At 29.4% G+C, this 21,088-nt stretch carries 18 protein-coding genes and 2 pseudogenes; all 20 read right to left on the minus strand.

Annotated features, from left to right (window positions below; genetic code table 11):
• Positions 1 to 203: 203 nt before the first annotated feature.
• The 20 genes and pseudogenes from IY230_RS06150 to galE all read right to left on the minus strand — a co-directional run bounded on the left by IY230_RS06150 (position 204) and on the right by galE (position 20,736).
• On the minus strand, positions 204 to 926 hold the full coding sequence (locus IY230_RS06150; protein ID WP_196370726.1) for an alpha/beta fold hydrolase: 723 nt from the start codon (positions 924 to 926) through the stop codon (positions 204 to 206).
• A gap of 281 nt (positions 927 to 1,207) precedes the next feature.
• Positions 1,208 to 2,587 carry a bifunctional UDP-N-acetylglucosamine diphosphorylase/glucosamine-1-phosphate N-acetyltransferase GlmU gene (gene glmU, locus IY230_RS06155; protein ID WP_196370728.1) on the minus strand — a complete coding sequence of 460 codons (1,380 nt, stop codon included), beginning with the start codon at positions 2,585 to 2,587 and terminating at the stop codon, positions 1,208 to 1,210.
• On the minus strand, positions 2,584 to 3,900 hold the full coding sequence (locus IY230_RS06160) for a phosphoglucosamine mutase (RefSeq protein WP_196370730.1): 1,317 nt from the start codon (positions 3,898 to 3,900) through the stop codon (positions 2,584 to 2,586). The genes glmU and IY230_RS06160 overlap by 4 nt, the downstream gene beginning before the upstream one ends.
• 10 nt (positions 3,901 to 3,910) lie before the next feature.
• Positions 3,911 to 5,691, minus strand: a pseudogene (gene glmS / locus IY230_RS06795) (glutamine--fructose-6-phosphate transaminase (isomerizing)).
• A 75-nt stretch (positions 5,692 to 5,766) separates the two neighbouring features.
• A pseudogene (gene tagD / locus IY230_RS06170) lies at positions 5,767 to 6,164 on the minus strand (glycerol-3-phosphate cytidylyltransferase).
• Positions 6,165 to 6,219: 55 nt separating this feature from the next.
• Entirely contained in the window at positions 6,220 to 7,071 is an 852-nt protein-coding gene (locus IY230_RS06175) for a polysaccharide biosynthesis C-terminal domain-containing protein (RefSeq protein WP_196370732.1), read from the minus strand.
• A gap of 147 nt (positions 7,072 to 7,218) precedes the next feature.
• Positions 7,219 to 9,069 carry a hypothetical protein gene (locus IY230_RS06180; protein WP_196370734.1) on the minus strand — a complete coding sequence of 617 codons (1,851 nt, stop codon included), beginning with the start codon at positions 9,067 to 9,069 and terminating at the stop codon, positions 7,219 to 7,221.
• A gap of 30 nt (positions 9,070 to 9,099) precedes the next feature.
• Positions 9,100 to 9,252, minus strand: a complete 153-nt coding sequence (locus IY230_RS06185; protein ID WP_196370736.1) for a hypothetical protein — start codon at positions 9,250 to 9,252, stop codon at positions 9,100 to 9,102.
• A 240-nt stretch (positions 9,253 to 9,492) separates the two neighbouring features.
• A complete protein-coding gene (locus IY230_RS06190; protein WP_196370738.1) occupies positions 9,493 to 9,669 on the minus strand; it encodes a hypothetical protein in 177 nt (58 codons plus the stop codon).
• A 10-nt stretch (positions 9,670 to 9,679) separates the two neighbouring features.
• Positions 9,680 to 11,188, minus strand: a complete 1,509-nt coding sequence (locus IY230_RS06195) for an oligosaccharide flippase family protein (protein ID WP_196370743.1) — start codon at positions 11,186 to 11,188, stop codon at positions 9,680 to 9,682.
• Complete coding sequence (gene glf, locus IY230_RS06200; protein ID WP_196370745.1) at positions 11,181 to 12,290, minus strand: UDP-galactopyranose mutase; 1,110 nt, start codon at positions 12,288 to 12,290, stop codon at positions 11,181 to 11,183. Before glf ends, IY230_RS06195 begins: the two co-directional genes overlap by 8 nt.
• Positions 12,287 to 13,057 carry a DUF4422 domain-containing protein gene (locus IY230_RS06205; RefSeq protein WP_045749034.1) on the minus strand — a complete coding sequence of 257 codons (771 nt, stop codon included), beginning with the start codon at positions 13,055 to 13,057 and terminating at the stop codon, positions 12,287 to 12,289. Before IY230_RS06205 ends, glf begins: the two co-directional genes overlap by 4 nt.
• A gap of 17 nt (positions 13,058 to 13,074) precedes the next feature.
• Positions 13,075 to 13,989: a glycosyltransferase family 2 protein gene (locus IY230_RS06210; protein WP_196370747.1), complete on the minus strand. Its 915-nt coding sequence runs from the start codon at positions 13,987 to 13,989 to the stop codon at positions 13,075 to 13,077.
• Positions 13,986 to 15,224, minus strand: coding sequence for an O-antigen ligase family protein (locus tag IY230_RS06215; RefSeq protein ID WP_196370748.1), 1,239 nt, complete (start codon positions 15,222 to 15,224; stop codon positions 13,986 to 13,988). Before IY230_RS06215 ends, IY230_RS06210 begins: the two co-directional genes overlap by 4 nt.
• Before the next feature lies 1 nt (position 15,225).
• Complete coding sequence (locus tag IY230_RS06220) at positions 15,226 to 16,323, minus strand: glycosyltransferase family 4 protein (protein WP_196370749.1); 1,098 nt, start codon at positions 16,321 to 16,323, stop codon at positions 15,226 to 15,228.
• A 2-nt stretch (positions 16,324 to 16,325) separates the two neighbouring features.
• Positions 16,326 to 17,144, minus strand: a complete 819-nt coding sequence (locus tag IY230_RS06225) for a glycosyltransferase (protein WP_196370750.1) — start codon at positions 17,142 to 17,144, stop codon at positions 16,326 to 16,328.
• Positions 17,145 to 17,148: 4 nt separating this feature from the next.
• Positions 17,149 to 17,991, minus strand: a complete 843-nt coding sequence (locus IY230_RS06230) for an NAD-dependent epimerase/dehydratase family protein (RefSeq protein WP_196370751.1) — start codon at positions 17,989 to 17,991, stop codon at positions 17,149 to 17,151.
• 8 nt (positions 17,992 to 17,999) lie between these two features.
• Entirely contained in the window at positions 18,000 to 18,614 is a 615-nt protein-coding gene (locus tag IY230_RS06235) for a sugar transferase (protein ID WP_374978446.1), read from the minus strand.
• 21 nt (positions 18,615 to 18,635) lie between these two features.
• On the minus strand, positions 18,636 to 19,262 hold the full coding sequence (locus tag IY230_RS06240; protein WP_196370753.1) for a winged helix-turn-helix transcriptional regulator: 627 nt from the start codon (positions 19,260 to 19,262) through the stop codon (positions 18,636 to 18,638).
• A gap of 478 nt (positions 19,263 to 19,740) precedes the next feature.
• Entirely contained in the window at positions 19,741 to 20,736 is a 996-nt protein-coding gene (galE, locus tag IY230_RS06245) for a UDP-glucose 4-epimerase GalE (RefSeq protein WP_196370755.1), read from the minus strand.
• Positions 20,737 to 21,088 lie beyond the last annotated feature (352 nt).

Here is a 21,088-nt window from a genome sequence, read left to right on the forward strand (position 1 = left end):
TTAAATTTTACTTCTGTCGTGTTTTCCATAAGTCCCTCCTTCATCTTCTATTATAGTCAGATAATTATTTATAAACCTAGATTTATATTATTATAGGAAATTTGACTCACGATTACCTAATGGAGCTTGATAGTAGTCATTTACAGTTAGGGATTTAATCAAAGATTCTTGATCATCTTTTAGTTTAAACTTTATAATGTTTCTTATGAATTTAGATATAAAATGATAATATCAATAATCTGATTTTGTTGATCTATAGTTGTAATAGTTGCAGTACCATCACCTTTTTGATTACCATACCAACCAAACCCTGCGTGGTTACCACCATTGATTTCAGACACTTGATAATTTGAGTAATTAACTAGACTGTCATCGAATTTATCTTTATTTATCACTTCATCATTTGATGCTTGTATAAGCAGTGTTGATGCTTTATCAATTTTAGTTGTTGTATAACTTGCTAGTAAAATTAAGTGATCCACTTTATCAGGATATTTTGATGTAATTAAACCACCAACTGTACCACCTAATGAATGACCTATAATAATATTAGGAAGTGTACTAGATAAGAATCTTGAAGCATAATTAGGCGTTAATATAGCTAAATGAAATAAGGCTTTAGATAACGTAACATTATATCCATCAAGAGCTAAGTTATATGCCAAGTATAAATAACTTTCTGTGTATACCAATCCACCTGGGATAATGACAATTTGGCCTTTAGGATTGGTTACTTTCAACTTATAGCTATCATAATACTCATTCATCTCAACTGATGCTATATCAAGGGTTTCTATAGCATCATACATTTCATCTAGTGGTTTATATGCGTTAAAGGATACAACAGTTAATCCAATGACTATCACAGAAAAGATGATAGTCATAGTAACAAGCGTTATTAATAATATTTTCTTTATTCTTCTCATAAGCTTATTATCACCTTTTTAAAGTTACTAGTCTTGTAGCATACATTGCAATTGGGTATTTATATGTATTCATGATTGGAGCATTCGAATCATATACTAGATGTTCCTTGCTAAACTTTTGATTCTTTTTTCTTTTTCTAAATAAAGTCAATTATCTGGTTTCCTCGAATTATTTAATATTTTTATCTGGTTAGCAAATAAAACACCTCCAAAGTAATCAATAAATAGTAAGTATAATCTTATTACTAGGTGAAATTACTTTGGAGGATATATTCTATTATTTATTCTTTATTTTCTTTTGGTTTTATCAAGTATTTTGAGTAGTCTTCTTTAGTGACTTGACGGCTTCTTGCAATAGCAAACCCGTTATTAGGAATGTCCTTAGTCACTGTTGAACCAGCTGCAATAAAGACATTGTCTCCAATTTTTATTGGTGCAATAAGGTTTGTATTGCATCCAATAAAGACATTGTCCCCTATTTCAGTTTTATGTTTTAACTTACCATCGTAGTTCACTGTAACAGAACCACAACCAAAGTTAACAGATTCACCAACGACTGAATCACCAATGTAAGCTAGGTGACTTGCTTTGGTGTTGTGTCCTGTACTAGATTTTTTAACCTCTACGAAGTTACCGATTCTATTATGTGTACCAATATCAGCATGATCTCTTAAGTGAGCAAATGGACCAACTGTTGTTCCTTCTCTAACGATACTATCATAAACAAGACTGTGTCTGACAACTACATGACTATCAATACGTGAGTTATGTATTTCTGTATTAGGTCCTACAATTGCTCCTGCTTTAATTACTGTCTCTCCAGTAATTGTAGTATTTGGGTTAATTGTAACACCTGGTTCAATAATGACGTTATGTCCTATTGTAATGGTTTCTGGGTTAATCATTGATACCCCATTTAGCATATGATCTTTATTAATATATTCTCTTAAATACTTCTCAGCTTTGCTGATTGCATATAAGTCATTTACACCCATGGCTAAAGAGTTATTTTTGATCATATATGAACCTATCTTATAATCCTTTTTCATTAACTCTACCATATCAGTGATATAGTACTCACCTTTAGCGTTGTTGTTATTTAAGTTTTTTAATAAAGAAAAGAACTTTTTGTTATTAACTATATAAATACCAGTATTGACTTCTTTAATTTCTTTTTCAAAGTCATTAGCATCTTTTTCTTCAACAATACGTTGAATGACACCTTGTTCATTACGCACAATACGTCCATAACCTTCTGGATCATCATAATGGGCTGTAACGATTGTAAAATCATTACCATTGTCTTCATGAACAGCAAACATTCTATCAATAGATTTATACCAAATGAGTGGTACATCACCAGGCATAATAAAAGTATTACCATCTAGTTTAGATAGTACTGGTGCAGCCATCATGGCTGCATGGCCAGTACCTAGTTGTTCTTCTTGATAGACATACTTAGCACGGTCTTTAACAATACCTTCTACCACTTCTCTTTTATATCCTAATACAAGGTATATTTCTTCTACACTTGATTTTTCGATATTTTCTACAATATACTCAATCATTGGTTTTCTTAGTATTGGAAAAGCAACTTTAGGTATATCCGATTTCATACGAGTGCCTTTACCGGCAGCAAGTACTAAAGCATAATTTTTCATTTATTTAAACTCCCCAGATTTTGTATCTTAGTAACAAGTAGTTCCATGTACTTATCAAGTTCTAAGATATCTTGACAACTTATTGTAACACGAACTAAGGGTTCTGTGCCACTAGGACGTACTAATAATAAAGAATCTTCTGGTAGATTTCTTCTAACTTCTTCTACTAATTTAATCATTTCGGGATGTTTAAGTACTTCTTTGTTAACATTTTTGATGTTGACCATTTTTTGAGGATACATTTCTACTTCTTTTGTATAATCTTTTAGTGATGTTTTATGTTCTTCTAAAATCTTTAGGATATAAACACCTGCGAATAACCCATCACCTGAAGGTAGCAGGTCATTTATAATGATATGTCCTGAATTTTCTCCACCTATGCTTAAATCGTGATTCATAATTTCTTCAGATACATATTTATCTCCTACTGGAGTTTGAAGTACTTTGATACCTAGAGACTTAAATGCTTTAAGCATACCAGGATTACTCATTTGAGTTAAGACTACTGTATCTTTTTTTAGTTTTCCTTTAGATTTTAAATACTTAGCTATGATGTAGACTATATAGTCTCCATCATAGGTAATTCCATCTTTATCTATGACTAGTATACGATCTCCATCACCATCAAAAGATAGTCCAATATCTGACCCATTATTTTTAACAGCATTTGTAATAGCATCTAAATGAGTTGATCCAACATTTAGGTTAATATTTAAGCCATCTGGTGTATTGCCTATTTGATAGGTGTGTGATGCAAAAGATTCTATTACTTTTTTAGAAATAAGATAGTTAGCACCATTTGCAGAATCATAAGTAATTTTCAAGGATGTTTTAGGTACTTGTAAGTCCTCATAAACCTTCAAGTAGATGTCTTCTACATCATGAGTAATTTCAATTGCACCCAGTTTAGATGAAGATAAAACCTCATTATCATCAATATAGGTCTCTAAATTAAGTTCTTCTTCATCAAGCATCTTATATCCTGATTTGATGACCTTAATCCCATTATCAGTATATGGATTATGAGATGCAGTGATCATAACTCCTATGATGTCTTTCACTTTAGAGTAATAAGCAACCATAGGTGTTGAAACAACACCTGCTATTTTTACATTTACTCCAGCTAGTGCTGCACCATATGCAACACCATATGCAAGCATGTTTGAAGATAGTCTAGTATCTTGACCAATGATGATTTCACTAGGACTAAACTTTTTAGCGATGGCTTGACCTAATTTAAATGCTAGTTTTGAATTTAATTTTTCAAATGCTGTACCTCTAATGCCATCGGTTCCAAAATATTTTTTGTTCATATAAATTCCCCTATTCTATAGTAACACTCTTTGCGAGATTTCTTGGTTTATCAATATCATATCCTAATTCATAAGCTGCATAATATGCTATAAGTTGTGCGGGTAATATGGTTAGAATCGGTGTTAAAAGTGGATGTACATCTTCTAAGATAATATCATCCCCTTTACTTTTGAGAGATTCTAATGTAATAACGATAGGTATAGCGCCTCTAGACACTGTTTCTTCTAAATTACTTCTTGTATTCAAAATAATCGATTCATGAGATATTATAGCAATAACAGGGGTTTTATCCTCTATTAATGCGATTGTTCCATGTTTTAGTTCACCTGCAGCTAAACCTTCTGTATGGATATATGATATCTCTTTCAGTTTTAATGCAGCCTCTAATGATGTTGCATAATCCATGCCTCTACCAATGTAGAGGGCATGTTTCGTGTTTATATATTTTACCACTAAATCCCTGATATGGCTATCACTTAATAGGAAATTTTCCATTGCTTGTGCGGTTTTTGATAGTTCATATTGTATATCAATTGTTTTATCTGATAAAGCATATGCAAGTATAAATAACATCGCAATTTGAGCAACATATGCTTTTGTGGATGCAACAGCAATCTCAGGACCAGCAAAAATCTCTAAGGCATAAAGAGACTCTCTTGCAAGTGTAGATGTAATAACGTTAGTTATGGTTAATGTTTTATAATCTTGTTTTTTAGTTTTGTTAAGCATGTTCTTAAATCAGCTATTTCACCACTTTGTGATATCAGTATGAAAAAAGCATTTGGATCAATAAGTGGTGTGTTATAAGCAAACTCAGATGCAATATGTGCCTCAACTGGTTTTTTAATTAAGTCTTCAATTATTTTCTTGCCAACAATACCTGCATGCATGGATGTTCCAGCTGCTAGTATATAAATACGACTGGATTTCTTTAAATCATTTAAAAGAGATTGATTGATATTTATTGAAGAGTCATGAATATATTTCTTCATGATTCTTCTAATCACAGTAGGTTGTTCATGAATTTCTTTCAACATAAAATGTTCAAAGATTCCTTTTTCAGAAGATTTAATATCAAAGTTGAATTCATCGAATTGAACTTGAAGTTCATTTAAATCATAATCGTATAATTTGACGGAATCTTTCTTACTAACAACAAATGTTTTATCAGCTAAAACATGATATGTTTTAGCATATCCAGCGAGTGCTAATATGTCTGATGTAATAGTAACTCCTTCTTCATCTTTCCCTATAATCAAAGGTGGTTTATTCTTAGCAGCATAGATAGTATTTGGATCTTTGTTATCAATACTAAGTAAAGCGTAAGACCCTTGAAGTAAATTTAATGTAGAAACAATAGATTTTTCAACATCCATGATGGTTGAAAAACTATCAATCAAGTGAGCAATAACTTCTGTATCTGTTTCACTGATAAAGATGTGATTTTTTAAGTATTGATTTTTTAATTGTTTAAAATTTTCAATTACTCCATTGTGGACAATAATAAAACGACCTGAACTGGACTGGTGAGGGTGTGCATTAACTGCATTTACTTTTCCATGGGTTGCCCATCTTGTATGTCCTATACCAATGTTAGAAAGTATGTTGTGCGTTGTTTTAGATAGTGTTGAAACCCTACCGATATCCTTATAAATGTTAAAAAGATTTGAGGATAAATTATATAATGTGATTCCTGCAGAATCATATCCACGGTACTCTAATTTCTTCAATCCTTCAATGATGATATTTCTAGCATTTGATGATCCTATATAACCTACAATTCCACACATGATTGATTCCTCCTAAAGAAAAACACTGATGTTTAGTCAGTGTTTATTATAGCATATTTTCAATTATTGAAAAAATTATTCACCCTTTTTATTATCTAGGTCTTTCTTAATTTGAGTAGTTGAAATTTCTGGAGTTCTTGTCAAATATACAACTTCGCAATAATCCTTTAAAAAATCAAACTTACCTTTCCAGTCATCACCAATAACAAAAATATCAATTGAATACCTTTTAATATCTTCAATTTTTTGTTCCCAATTTTCTTCAGGAATTACAAGATCAACGTATCTTATAGATTCAAGTAGTTTTTTCTGTTTTCATAATTAAAATATGACTTTTTCCCCTTTAGATTATTAAAATCACCTGTAGAAAGTCCAACAATTAGGTAGTCACCCAAACTCTTAGCTCTTTGCAAAATATTTATATGCCCATAATGCAGCAAATCAAAAGTACCATATGTCATTACCCTTTTCACTTGTAAATCCTCCTAAGTTTTTAATTAATTCTGATTTTTCACTATTAATATTGTCCTATCTCCTACTAATAAAATTAAATAATTTATTTCTATGATTTTTATTAAAGATGATAAATATAAAATACATGAATATATACATAGTTATCAATATAATTGTATTCACAATTGTGCTAAATATTAATATTCCATTAAGAATACTACCTACAAAAACTAAAATTATATATATTGTAATGAAATAAATATGCTCTATTAAGTGTTTTTTAATACTTATAAAATCTTTTACCATATAGATTCTAATACTACAAACTACAAACTCAGTCATTATTATAGAGTAGATTGCACCAATTGCACCATTTTTCGGAATAAGTAATACCCCAAGTAAAATATTTAATAATGCACCTATTATTGTAGGTAAAACAAATGCTCTTGTTCTATTTAAAGGTAAAGCAATCTGATTGGAAAATACCCCACCTATAGGGATTAAAACTATGAGAATTGATGCCAGTTGAACCATTATAATTATACTTGGAAATGATTCACCAAAGAACAATAATACAAATTGTGGAGATATAAGAATAACCATCCCATATAAAAATAATCCAGTGATTATTGTAAAACTTAATGATTTATTCAATAACCGTTTAATCTCAAGAGAGTTATTACTATAGTAGAGATTTGCAATTCTAGGTAGAATGGCAATTGACAAACTACTTATAAATGGATTTATTATTTTAGCCATTTTTAATGATTGATCATATAATCCTGAATTTGTATTATCAGATAACAACATAACCATAGTTCTATCAAATTGTGTATACATTTGAACAGAAATTATTGGTATTGATAATAAAAGAATTTCTTTAAGGTGTTTTTGAGGCTTTATGTTCTTAATTTGTCCCCAATTCAAAACTAGGTTACGATAACAAAAAAGGCGCTAAAATAGCGCCTTTTGGGTGTACACCAACTAATTGAAGGTATTTTTACACTAGCTTTTGGAAAGCCTTATTTGGATTTTACACCAACTATTTTAAAGGGCCTGAGTAAATTCTATATTTTATTGAACTACAACTTCACCGTTACTATCAACAGTTAAATAGACGGTATTACTAAATATATCTGTAGTTTCAATTAAATTCTTCATTGTTGCATTACCTTTAATTAATGCTTGAGTACCAAACAAGAATACTGTTTGATCTTTTAATGATGATTGGAATGATGTTCCATTGTATCCTCCAACATATACATTTTCATATAAAAGCATCAATGTCTCTACAGGAATACTGTTTGGTAATTCAATAACATTGTTATTTTCAAACAATTGAACTCTTTGAGGTTCCGATGGATAACGTGGATGCCCCTTATAGAAAATCTTATATTCATCACCATAAAGTTCAACGATCTTTTCTAGGTGTTTATCAAATGAAGCGAATTGAGCATTCACTTCACCTGTAGGTGATGTACCTAAAATTAATAAATTTTTTACTGGATTACCAGTAAAGTATGCCATCATACTTTCATTAGGTTCTGAACCCCAACGTGTCTTTAATAAGTATTCTAATTCATCAAGTTTACCAATTGTTTCTAAAGAACCAAACGCATCAGATACTGACAATACGCGGACATTTAATTCATCATTAATCAATTCCATTAGATCATGTTCTAGATTCCAACCAGATATTGAGTTAACAACATATTCAAAATTATCAAGTTTTGTTGAAGTTAAAACATAATAACTTTGCATATGTGCTAAAATGTTTGAACCACTTACATTTCCATTTAACCAGTTTTCAAATAATGTATATAGACTATTAAATTGACTTAGTGTAGAGAAACTTGAATTAATCATTGACGTAGTAAATGAACCATCTGTATAAATTACAAATGATAATCTTTCAAAAGGAATACCAGATAAAATTGAACTAGTAATAACAGTTAAATCATTATCTACTCCTAAAATTTTGAAATTCGTGTTTGGATTAATTGAATATAATTCTTTCATCCATTCAATCATTTTATTGCTTTGACCATGAGTGACATTAGTGTAAAAATTTGGGATTTGTGTTTGTGTATAATTGCCACCAGAAGCTGATACAGCTAATGGATATTTAAGTGCCTTTTCAGGAAGTTTATTAAAGTCATAAGTTGCAGCACGTTCAATTTCAACATAAGTATATCCTGGATATTTATTGTTTAATAAGTCTGATGCAAATAATAATACAGGCATTGTTGCATGTAGCCATGCAAAATTAACTTGATCCACCTTATACATTACAGGTAATTTAAACGTAAGAATTCCTTGATCTCCGATTGAATCAATGTAAGTTAATTCAATAGTCATCTCAAAATATCCATGGAATTCAACTTCTAATTCAAATTCACCAGATATATCTTCAAACTGGTTTACTGATATGATTGGATTAACAGTACTTATTTTTCCTGTCAAAGGATGTCTTAATGTAAATTTAATACCTTCAACTGTTAATGTTGTTGAATTAGGTAGTGAGAGTTCATAACTTAATGTACCAATCAATGAATCTTCAACTTGATTAAATACAAATGTTGAGTATTCATATATGTAAAGTTTAGAATTTAAATCTGCAAGTTTTTGTTCAAGTCTACTTAATGCCACTTCAAAATCGTGTGTCTGTATTGCTAGTTCTTCATTAAATTGACTTATAGCATCCGCTAGTGCTTGTTCATATTCAGCTTTTTGATTTGATATAAGTTGGTCGTATAATTCTTTTTGCGCATCTAAACTAGCATTGAATAATGATTCTAAAGTTACTAAAGATTCATCGTATAGTGCTTCTTGGTCCACAAGTTTAGCATCATATTCTTCTTTAAGATGTTCTAAATCAACTTCGAATTTCGATTTTTGAGCATCGATGATAACACGCAATTCCAAAACCAGTGTTTCTAAATCATTTATTTCATTTTAAAGTTCACTAATTTGTTGCTCATATTCTTCCTTTTGTTCTTCAAGACTTTCTTCGATTAGATCAATTCGATCATTAATATCGTCGAAAGATGAATCAATTTCTTCAGCATTTGCACAAGAAATCAATACAAGTGCTAATAATATCGACATAAAGGTCGATAAAATTTTTTTCATTTCTATACTTACACACTCAAAAAATCAAAAATTGAGTATGCTTACCTTTCTTTTATTTATTTATTTATAACTTCAACCTTAAGTTAATACAGTAATTTAAAAATATATTTCATTCAACCTATTATAATACAATTAAACAACATTATATCAATTCCATAAAATCATTTGCTGATAAGATAACTATTTCTATCTTATGGTGCATTATAATTTGTTACATTAAATTTGTGAGTAATGTTTTGAACTGGTAACATTTTCTTTTTCTATTGCTTCTATTTTTTTATCATATTCTTCCAATACTTTTGAAAAATAATCGTATTGTCTTCCATCGTTTGAGTTTGTGCCTGAACATGCAACAAGTGTTAGTGCTAATATCAAACCTAAAAAAGTAAGCATTATTCGTTCATTATTTATGTCTACTTCTTACAAATAAATCTTTTCCTTTTTCAATAATTAATTTTTGTATATCATTTTTAAGAATTTTATTGGTTATAAGATAGATGCAACCTCCAATAAAAACTATTCCTAAGTTAATCAGGCCATTCACTACAAATACTTCACTTGCACTATTAAATCTAGATAGTATAGATTCAAATGGAAAGAAACTAATTATTAAGAAAAGAGTAATACTCATCACAACTGATGAAATAAAAGATTTATATGTACTTCTTATTTTATTAATAAAATTTATTTCTTTTCTTGTTACAAAGATTTGAACCGTTGTAACAAAAAACTCTGCAACCACAAGTGCAATAGCAGCCCCTAGAGCACCAATGTAAGGTGCTGTCAAAAACAATAAACCTAAATTGATAATTGCTCCTGCTGCGACAGACAAAATATACTTCCCATTATTTCCTTTGGGGATCAAGTATTGTATCCCAATAATATTACTTACTGCTATAAATATGATTTTTAATGAATATATCCCACAAACCCAAACCGCTGAAGCGTACGCCTCGCCCAAAAACCATGGAATTGTGATTGGTGTCAAAACAAAAAAACCAAGAGTGATTGGATAAGCCAAAAATAACATAGCTTTTACAGATTTGGTTAATATTTCATTTACCTTTCCATTCTCATCATTGGCGATCAAATAACTTATTTGTGGCATAACCACCAATCCTAAAGTTGTTATTAAAACAAGTAATGTATTAGTTATTTTTGCGGCAACATCAAAATATCCTACTTCTGTTTTTGTTGATACCATACCTAAAATAGTAATGGTTGCATTATTATAGAAAAGTGTTATCAATTGTGGAATAAATAATATCACAAGCCCTTTGAAGTGTTTTTGTATATTCAAGAGTGTTATTTTTTCTATTTTTACAAATAAAACTTTCTCCTTAATGAGACCTGCCCACATAATTACTTGAGATAGTATTTCAGTTCCAATCATAATGAATGCATATATGTAGATATCTTGCGGTTTGTTTACAAAAATAAGTATCATAGCAAAAGAGGTAGTTCTAATTAATAAGTTTCTAACTACGATTGCCTTAAAGTTTTCTCTTCCAGTAAAATACCAAGTGATATCTAATAAGTTAGCTATTAACACCAAACTTTGAATTAAAATCAAATTAGTGTTGGGGATGAGTTTGGTAAGATACATCGCTATAAATACTGCAATTGATATTAAACTCGTTATTGCTTTAATAAGAAAAACTTCAACAAAAGCTTGTTTGGTTTCTTCGGCACTTTCCCTTTTTTCAGAAATTAGCTTAGTAGCATACAACTGAACACCTAAAACCGCTGCATAAGAAAAGTAGGTAACAATGGAATAATGATATGAATACTCTCCTAATCCTTCTGGAAGCAGTATTCTTGATAAATATGGAATGAGTATTACCGGAATAATTATAATAAGTAATTGATATAAAAAATTATATAAGTAATTTTTAGTTATACTCTTACTCATTTGGAAACTCTTTGCTCACTAGTTCTAAAACTCGCTCTACAATGATATGCATATCATAATATTTATATTCTGCTAGTCTACCACCAAAGATGTGCTTAGGTTCTTTGTCTGATAATTGTTTATACTTATCATAAATTATTTGATTTACTTCATCATTGATTGGATAATATGGTTCTATTCCCAGCGTCCAATCTATAGAATATTCCTTAGTAACTACTGTCTTATTAGTATCAACCATTTCAAAGTGTTTATGTTCTAAAATTCTTGTGTAAGGTGTTTCTGCATCTGTATAATTTACAACGGCATTACCTTGGAAATTACTCATATCTTTTATCTCGTGCTCAAATCTTAGACTTCTATATTCTAAAACTCCCTCACTATAATTATAGAATTGATCTAATGGACCTGTGTATAAAATCTTATCAGCCATTTCATCATAGTATTCCTTTTGACTAAAGTAATCGACATTTAATTTCACTTCAATCCCATCTAGCAATTTATCAAATATTTGAGTATATCCACCAATTGGAATCCCTTGATATCTATCATTGAAGTAATTATTATTATAGGTAAATCTCACCGGTAATCTTTTTATAATAAAAGGCGGTAATTCAGTGCATTTTCTTCCCCATTGTTTCTCAGTATAACCTTTTATAAGTTTTTCATAAATATCAATTCCTACCAAGTTGATTGCTTGTTCTTCAAGGTTTTTGGGTTCTTTTGTGAACATACCGCTTCTTTGTTCTTCAATCTTTTTATATGCTTCTTCAGGCGTTATGACTCCCCATAATTTACTAAATGTATTCATATTGAAAGGTAAATTATAAATTTCGCCTTTATAATTAGCTATTGGAGAATTTATGTAGTTATTAAACTCAGTAAACTGATTCACATAATCCCAAACCTTTTTATTCGAGGTATGAAAAATATGTGCTCCATATACGTGGACATTGATGCCCTCAACTTCTTTAGTATATAGATTTCCACCAATATGAGATCTTTTTTCAAGAACTAAAACGTTCTTTCCTCTTTTTTTTGCCTCGTAGGCAAATATAGCCCCATATAAACCAGAACCTACTATTATATAATCATATTTTTTCATTTTTCAAAAAACTCCATTATCTTATATCTAACTTTTTTTAACTTAAATAACAACTGATTTTGATCAAGATTGATCATTCTATATTCTTTGACCTTAAGATTATTTTTTTCTATCCAAACATTAATTAATCTTTCTGAGATAAAACCGTATATTCTTGCTTGATAAGAATCATATGAAGTTATGTCACTTCTTTTTTCCAATTCAAAAAGAACCGAAAATAACCATTCACTATATTGATCAAAATATTCTTTCTTTGTAATTAAAATATTCGCTAAAAACAAGTGTTTTTGATTAGAGACCTTCTCAAAAGCTTCTACATAGTCTGGGTGTTTTTCTGAAATAATTTCTCTTATAATTTCATAATCTTTTTTGTAGTGAGCCTTAGAATAGTAGGATTCTACAGTATGTCTCAACATTTTCTCTCTTTTAGGTACAATTACATCTGCTTTGCTTAGCGCTTTTTTAATTTGCTTTTCATTAAGAGCCTTATAAAAAAAATTGCTTTTACTCTTCGATAGAATTCTTCTATAGTGTATCAACCCTACAATTTTTGCATTAGCGTTTTTCCAAATATAATATTGCCCTGTTAGTTCACTATAATTCTTATTTTTATGTGAAATTCCACCCGGAAATGAATCTGATAAGTACCCTTCTGGTATTATTTTATTTTCTGCACCTACAAATAATTTTTGATATATTGAGGTTATTTTTTTATTAATTATGTCTGTTTCTTTGTGAGTTGTAACATAAACTTTAATATCTTCCACGTTTTTTCTCCTAACTTTTACGTTTTTAATCTATACAAAATTCTTCTGTTCAAATATTTTCTTTGTTCTGAAGAACTACAGTAGGCTCTTGTAAGTAAATACATTTTCTTGATTTTATTTTTCTCTGCAATAGCTCTTAATAAAAAATCAGATGAGGTCATGTATTTTTTAATCTCTTTTTCTGTAGACTCTATCGCTTTTTTGAATTTAGACTCTGAAAACAAGTCTTCACCTGTCTTTTCCTTCAAGTATAAATCATAACAGTATCTATGGGCTTTTCTCTGATAAATACCTGCCGTTGATTGTGTATTGCCTTCTCTTATTCTAACTCTATACCCATAGTAATCTTCAAGATTTGATAAGATGAAACCATGTTTAATTGATCTTAATAAAAAATCATAGTCTTCAACATAAGAAATGTTTCTATATTTTCCAACAGTGTCATAAACTTCTTTCTTGGCCATCCATATGTGTAAGATTGGAGAAGAGTATTTAATAGTTTTTTTAATCGTTTTAAAATCTTCTAATAATGTGTTTTTTCCAAGTTCTTTCCCATTTTGATTGATTGTATACACACTACAACCCAAAATATCTATTTCTGGGTTTCTTTCCATATAGTCTATTTTTTTCTCAAGTCTATCCAATTCACTTATATCATCCCCATCCATCCGGCAAATATAATCCCCCTTGGCCCTATCTAATCCTTTATTTAACGAACTAACTATTTTCTCGTTTTTTTGATTTTTAAGATGAATAATTCTACTATCTTTTTTTGCATACGATTCTATCATTAAAGTGGTTCCATCACTGGAGGCGTCATCTATGATAATTAATTCAAAATTTTTATATGTTTGATTTAGAATTGATTCTATTGCTTCGCCAATATATTCTTTAACATTATATACCGGCATTAAGATTGATATTAACTTCATTTTCTTGCCCCCCTTGTGTTAAATTCATAGTACAAGAATACTAACAACAACCAGAAATGTCTTGATTCAAAATACTCTACAAAAATAGATTGTGTCAAAAAGGCTGCCATTCCAAATATCATTATATTTTTAGGATTTTTAGAATTTATAAATACTTGCTTAAATATTTTCCATAACATGATCATAAAACAAAATAATCCCACAATTCCTAGTTCAGCACTTATTTTTAAAAATAAATTGTGAAAGTGAGGGTTATTTATAATCAAATTATTTTGGGCATATTGATAAAATAGATTGGTTGAGTTAGAAAGTCCGACTCCAAAAACTGGATTATTAAAACTCATTTTGATTCCAACAGCCCATAACTCCAATCTACTATAGGCGGAAACATCTTGTATCAGTCTATCATAGACGATAATTGCCGCTATTGATACAAAAAACGGGATACTAATTAATGCTATTTGAGAAACTATTTTACCCTTCTTAGTCATAAATATGTATATGCCCATTGCACCTACTAAGAAACCTATATAGGCGCTTCTAGATAAACTTAAAAATAATGTAAACAACAGCAAACTTATTAGTAAAATACTAATAATTTTTTTTCTTTTCTTAACAACCTGTAAATAATATATTAATAAGAATATACTTATTAATAAGTACCCAGCAAAGTTATTAGGGTCTTCAAAGAAAAGACTATTAGTAAACTTCAATGCATAAAAATCTGCAACGTTTAATGAGAAAATCTGAAAAATATTTTTTAGATTTTCCGGATTTAACATAAAACTTCCGACTGTTATAATTCCTACGACGACTGATGAAAAAACCCAATATTTAATAAATTTTTTTTTCTCTTCCTTATCTAAATTTTTAGCTACAAAATATCCAGAAAAAACAGCTAAAGAAGTTCTAAACAGGCTAATCAAAGCGCTGCTTATTTGTATTCTATGTACATTAAATATAATACTAAGTAACATGATACAATAAAACCCAAATATGACACTTATACCCTTTACTTTTATCTTATCTATATTTTTAATGCTAGTTATCGTAAAGGTTAGTATTAAGATAATATAAAAAATATCATTTAATCTAAAATCTACATCACTTACACTAAAGAGAACCATTCTAAAAGGTAACATAAAACCCGACAGATATAATACTCCTTTTATTCTATACTTTACAACTGTTGCTATAAGGACAATCGATACAAATAGAATGACTAATAAATCCATATTAGTTATCTCTCCTTTGACTAATTTTGTATTTTTGAAGATAACTTGAACTCATTATCTGTGAGCTAAAATCCATATTAATCTCTCTAGATTGCTTATTATTTTTGATTTTAAAATATTCTATTTTAATTTTTTCCATCATGTCTTCTATATCATTCTTAAAAAGCGAAATTTCATCACTTTTTAGTTTTAATTCTCTATGTGAATCAATGTCACTTAAAACAGTAGATAATCCTGTTACTAAGGCCTCTAAAGCGGCCATTGGTAATCCCTCAGAAGAGGAGTTCGATATGAATATATCTGAGGCTTGCAAATATGTCTCTACTTCCTTTTTGTTTCCAAGCAAAATAACATTTTCTTTGATTTCTTTTTGAACCTGTTCTTCTAGGTTTCCACTACCTAAGACCATAAGTGTACAGTCATTTATTTGATTTTCTAGTAAAAATTTATTAAACCCTCTTACAAGTTCAATCGGCCTTTTTCTCTTTATAAGCATTCCTGTGCTAATTAAAATTATATGATTTGTTGGTAAATTAAGTTTTTCTCTAATTTGCCTTTTCATATCCGGCGTGACCCTAAAGAATCGCTTTGTATCTACACCATTTTGAACAACTTCTAATTCAATTTTTTTTCTTTTGAATTTTTTTTGAATAGCGTATGAACAAGCTATTGGATAATTTATTCTCTTTATAATTTTCATGTGTGCTTGTGCTATGAAAGTTCCCAAAACTTTACCATAAATTTTAGGATAATCTTCATATGGATAGTTATGTATCGTAGAAAAATGAGCCACTTCTTTTATCTTACTCGCATAATAATCCGCTCGTAGACCGTGTGAATGGATGATCTCTATATTATTACTAGAAATAACTTCTTTTATATTGTTCAAAACTTGCTTTTTTCTGACCATTCTAGTTAGATTTAACGCTATAATTTGGCTACCCAACTTTTCAAAATCACTTTTCATACTTTTTTCACTTTCTTCTGGAGATAGAGTAAGTATTACATAGTCATTTACATCTAAATCTCTAGTGATATTGTACAAAACGTTAATTGGTCCCGATCTTTGCAGTGTCGAAACGATATAAAGTATCTTCATCCTTAAACCTCTTCTCTTAAATATTTAAGATAAATTTTCTTTCTAATCTTATTTGGTACAATCACTCTTATGATAAATCTTACGCCGGTTTGATATGCATATTGAAAAAAATTGATCATTTTTTCTTTATACATATATTTGAAAATCTTTTTTTGTTCTTTAAAATATTTCCAGCCCCCACGACGCATATATGTGTCGTCATTAACTCTCATTTTCACGAGGTTAGCATCAATATTTTCAGTAAGATATCCTTTTTTCAAAACTCTTATCCAAAGGTAATAATCTTCATTTAATTTGCAATCCAAATAATTACCAGCCTCTATAATGTTTTTTTTCCTAAACATTACAGTGGGATGATTGAATGGGTTTCTTTTTTTTACCATTTTCATTATTTCGTCATGACCAAGGGGAACTTTTTTTATTGCAATCACTTTTGAGGGTTCTCCAACAAATTCTTCAACATGACTTCCTACAATAGATATTTCCGGTTTATTCTTCATTATAGCTAGCTGTCTTTCACATCTATCTGGAACTGAAATATCATCACTATCCATTCTAGCAACTAAATCATTTTTACAAAAATTCAAACCATGATTCAATGCTTTACCTAGACCAATGTTTTCTTCTAATCTAACAATATTAATATAGGGTATTTCTTGATATTTAACTAATACTTCTTCTAGTCCCGGAGTGAGTTCTCCATCACAAACTATCACAAAATCATTTGTTTTATAAGTTTGATCAAGCATGCTTTGTATACTTTCATCGAAATACCTTGGTACGTCCTTATAATATACAGACATCAAAATTGAGTATTGCATTAAATTATTTCTCCTTCTCAATCATTTCTATACTATCTGGAAAGTTTATTAGACAAATACTATCTTCATCATATTGATAATACAATGTTCCAAATATTTTACTTATTTGTAAGACAATCGGTTTTAATAGATAAATCATCCAATTGAATAGTTTGGTCTCTCTACATTTTTTACCGTGAGATTTCCTTATTAAACTTATCAATTCGGTTGTATTTACATATTCTTTATTTTGTGGAAAGAAAATTCCATGTGCGTTGCTATCTATATAGCGCTTTATATAAATAGACAGATTATCTATGTATAACATGCTTCTTTGATTATTAATTTTTGGATAAAACGGAAGTTTTAATGCTAGTTTAGACAATCTTTGATAGTTACCAGGTGAATCAGGACCATAAACCATTGGTGGTCTTAAAATAGCAACCTTAAATTCACTTGTTTCTATTTCCTGAATAAGTTTTTCAGCATCTAATTTTGATCTTCCGTATGCTGTTTTAGGATTGGTTGTTGTATCTTTGGTAATAATTCCTGTTTCCATGCCATATACGCTCATACTACTTAAAAAAATAAACTGCTTTACACCAGACTCTTTTGCTTTTAATGCTGCTTGATAGGCTAAGTCCCGATTCACTTTATAATATAAGTCTTTATTCCTTTTGGTTTCTTTTATATGAGCAATTCCTGCTACATGAAAAACAACGTCAAAACCTGAAAAATCAAATTGATTCCAATTTTCATCTTTCATATCTAATGTTTCTACTATATATTTTTCCGGTTCTCTTAACAGCCATTTTTCAACGTTTGTTCCTATATAGCTGTTAGATCCTGTAATAAGTATTTTTTTCATTTTACCCCTTATTTCTGATCCTTATTTTTATCAATTGAACCTGTGCCGCCTTCTACAACACCATCTGATTTAAAAACGCTAACGATGGTGCCAAAAAAGACTTTGATGTCTAACCATAAACCCATGTTCTTAGTGTAAAATCCGTCAAGTTTTGCTTTTTGATCAATTGGTAGTTCATCTCTACCTTTAATTTGTGCATAACCTGTTAGACCTGGATAAATATCATTTGCCCCATACTTATCTCTTTCTTCAATGAGATCATATTGATTCCATAAAGCTGGTCTTGGTCCTACAATGGACATATCTCCTTTTAGGATATTTATGATTTGTGGTAATTCATCTAAGCTGGTTTTTCTTAGGAATTTACCCATTTTAGTAATCCATTGTTCTGGATTCTTCAGTAAATGTGTAGGAGTATCCTTAGGTGTATCTATGCGCATAGTTCTAAACTTTAAGATATTAAAGTGTTTTTTATGTCTACCTACACGTTTTTGTTTAAACAAAATAGGTCCTTTAGAATCTAGTTTTATCATGATGACTAATAATAAAAATAGAGGGGAGAGGATAATTAATCCTAATAATGATAATACAAAATCTGAAATTCTTTTAAATAGTCTAAATATCATATATGTTTTTTCCTTAGATTAGTTGTTGTCAAAAAAATGAAATATTTTGTGTTCTGGGTACCCAGATTTAATTAACTTATGATATATAGCATCATTATGCGTGTAGCTTGATATTAATATGCCATCATGATCATAACGAACTATATCCTCTATATCTATGATTGGAGTATTTATAATTAACTGATTTCTTTTATTTTTATTATCATCTACCACTGCAAGTACCTTGAGTGGTATTTTATTATCATCATTCATACTTTTTAGGATAATCTCTGCTACTTCACCAGCTCCATATAATAGCAGCCTACTACACTTTTTTTCGATAATTTTATTCAAGAATACACTGATATTATCTTTTGCTTCATTATATAGTTTATTGGATGATTCCAAATACCAAATATTAAGAAGTTTTCTTCTTTCAATACCTTTTTTTGTAATATGGTACCTTACTGTTTTAGTTGAGATGTGTTCTTTTTCTAATAAACCTTGTTTTTCATACATATCAATGTATGTATTAACCATAGAAACAGCAATGTTAATTGCTGTTGAGATTTCTCTTTGAGTAATATTGGAATCTTTTTCAATTAAGTTTAGAATCATGTACTCTTTATAAAGTATCGTGGGTTTAAAAAAGTTTTTGGTGTGCACTACAATATCTCCCCTTATTGTTCGTTTATTGAATAATTTTATTATATACTATTTGTATGAATTATTCAAGCACTTTAGAACAATATCTTAGGATGGTAAAGATTTTAATATTATTGCAATCTAAATTTATAACTAGTATTTCCACATGTAAGATGATTATTCAAGAGATAACTTTATTTTCACCCGAAAAAAATTAATTTTCTAAATCTTTTAACATTACAATAATTTCAAATATACCCTCATCACATTTTATATTATAAATCACCCTTTAACAAGCACTTCATTATTAAAATATTTTCACCAACTATTAAGATTATTCCGTTCTTTATAAACACCTTTAGACCATTTTATAGACTCAATCAAAAAGACAACCTACAAAAGGTTGTCTAATTTCAATAATATTTCGTTTTTCATACTTATCCATTTAATCAATTAATCACATCCCCATATGATTTTTTGTATCCATTGTAAATTAGATTTATCTTAAATTCTTTTCAAATGCCCATGCATCTTTAACCATATCTTCAAGAGTTAACTTAGTTTCCCAATGAAGTTCTCTTTTCGCTTTAGATGCATCTGCATAAACAGTAGCAAGATCCCCTGGTCTTCTTTCTACTATATCATAAGGTATTTTAATACCATTTATTCTTTCAAAGGTATGAATCAGTTCTAAAACACTTGTACCAACACCTGAACCTAAATTATATATATTAAAATTACTTTTAGCATTCATTAGTGCAGCAATATGTCCTTTAGCTAAATCAACTACATGGATATAGTCTCTAACACCAGTACCATCAACTGTGTCATAGTCATTACCAAAAACAAATAACTTTTCTCTTATACCTTTTGCTACTTGAGTAACATAAGGCATAAGGTTATTTGGTATGCCTTGTGGCTTTTCACCAATTAAACCAGACTTATGTGCTCCAATAGGATTAAAGTATCTAAGTAAGGTTATGTTCATATCTTTGTTATTACGAGAAAAATCTTTTAAGATGCGTTCACTCATCTTCTTTGTTTCACCATATGGATTAGTAGTTTCCTTTAACTCCATTAGTTCATGTAATGGTGATACTTGATCACCATATACAGTAGCAGATGATGAAAAGATAAAGTGTTTCACTTTATACTTTTCTGATAGTGATGCGAGTGTCATGGTAGTATTTAAATTATTTTGATAATACATCAATGGTTTCAAAACAGATTCACCTACAGCTTTATAACCTGCAAAGTGGATCACTGCATCTACTTTTTCTTTATTAAATATGTCATCCATGACATCCATATTTGAACAATCTGCTTCATAAAACTTTAAGTTATTAATTTTTGTTATGGTTTTAATTTTATCTAATACATCTATTTGACTATTATATAGATTATCTACAATAATCACCTCATGTCCTAATGCTATGAGTTCTACTACTGTATGTGATCCTATATAACCTGTACCACCTGATACTAATACTTTCATTTATATGTTTCTCCATTCATAATAATTGTTCAGTATGTGAATAATTATATTTTACCTTAATACGTCTAAGTAAACAATCAATATATAATTCAAAAGTGTTTTGTTAATTAGTGTCCTCAAGTCTTACCTAGTGTATTAATGCTATTTCTTGTTGTTATGACGAGCCGTCCAATTAATCCTTTATTGTTTACAAATAATCGAAAAACACAAAAATACGATAGTTATTCTATCTTTTATGAGTAGAGCAATATCATAATCATTTTACAGTTATTCATAAAGTATAACATACTGAATCTTAATAGTATCATTATAATTAAACCTATTATAAGGAAACATTCTCATCAAAATGTTT

This window comes from Acholeplasma laidlawii, assembly GCF_015709225.1.
In the GTDB taxonomy this organism is placed as follows: Bacteria; Bacillota_I; Bacilli_A; order Acholeplasmatales; family Acholeplasmataceae; genus Acholeplasma; species Acholeplasma laidlawii_A.

Excerpts from the sequence above, each read along its gene's own strand:
- IY230_RS06185 (WP_196370736.1), bottom strand. The coding sequence starts at position 9,252 with ATGTCGATATTATTAGCACTTGTATTGATTTCTTGTGCAAATGCTGAA.
- IY230_RS06150 (WP_196370726.1), bottom strand. The coding sequence starts at position 926 with ATGAGAAGAATAAAGAAAATATTATTAATAACGCTTGTTACTATGACT.
- IY230_RS06195 (WP_196370743.1), bottom strand. The coding sequence starts at position 11,188 with ATGAGTAAGAGTATAACTAAAAATTACTTATATAATTTTTTATATCAA.
- glf (WP_196370745.1), bottom strand. The coding sequence starts at position 12,290 with ATGAAAAAATATGATTATATAATAGTAGGTTCTGGTTTATATGGGGCT.
- glmU (WP_196370728.1), bottom strand. The coding sequence starts at position 2,587 with ATGAAAAATTATGCTTTAGTACTTGCTGCCGGTAAAGGCACTCGTATG.
- galE (WP_196370755.1), bottom strand. The coding sequence starts at position 20,736 with ATGAAAGTATTAGTATCAGGTGGTACAGGTTATATAGGATCACATACA.
- IY230_RS06220 (WP_196370749.1), bottom strand. The coding sequence starts at position 16,323 with ATGAAGATACTTTATATCGTTTCGACACTGCAAAGATCGGGACCAATT.
- IY230_RS06230 (WP_196370751.1), bottom strand. The coding sequence starts at position 17,991 with ATGAAAAAAATACTTATTACAGGATCTAACAGCTATATAGGAACAAAC.
- IY230_RS06225 (WP_196370750.1), bottom strand. The coding sequence starts at position 17,144 with ATGCAATACTCAATTTTGATGTCTGTATATTATAAGGACGTACCAAGG.
- IY230_RS06210 (WP_196370747.1), bottom strand. The coding sequence starts at position 13,989 with ATGAAGTTAATATCAATCTTAATGCCGGTATATAATGTTAAAGAATAT.
- IY230_RS06190 (WP_196370738.1), bottom strand. The coding sequence starts at position 9,669 with ATGCTTACTTTTTTAGGTTTGATATTAGCACTAACACTTGTTGCATGT.
- IY230_RS06215 (WP_196370748.1), bottom strand. The coding sequence starts at position 15,224 with ATGGATTTATTAGTCATTCTATTTGTATCGATTGTCCTTATAGCAACA.
- IY230_RS06160 (WP_196370730.1), bottom strand. The coding sequence starts at position 3,900 with ATGAACAAAAAATATTTTGGAACCGATGGCATTAGAGGTACAGCATTT.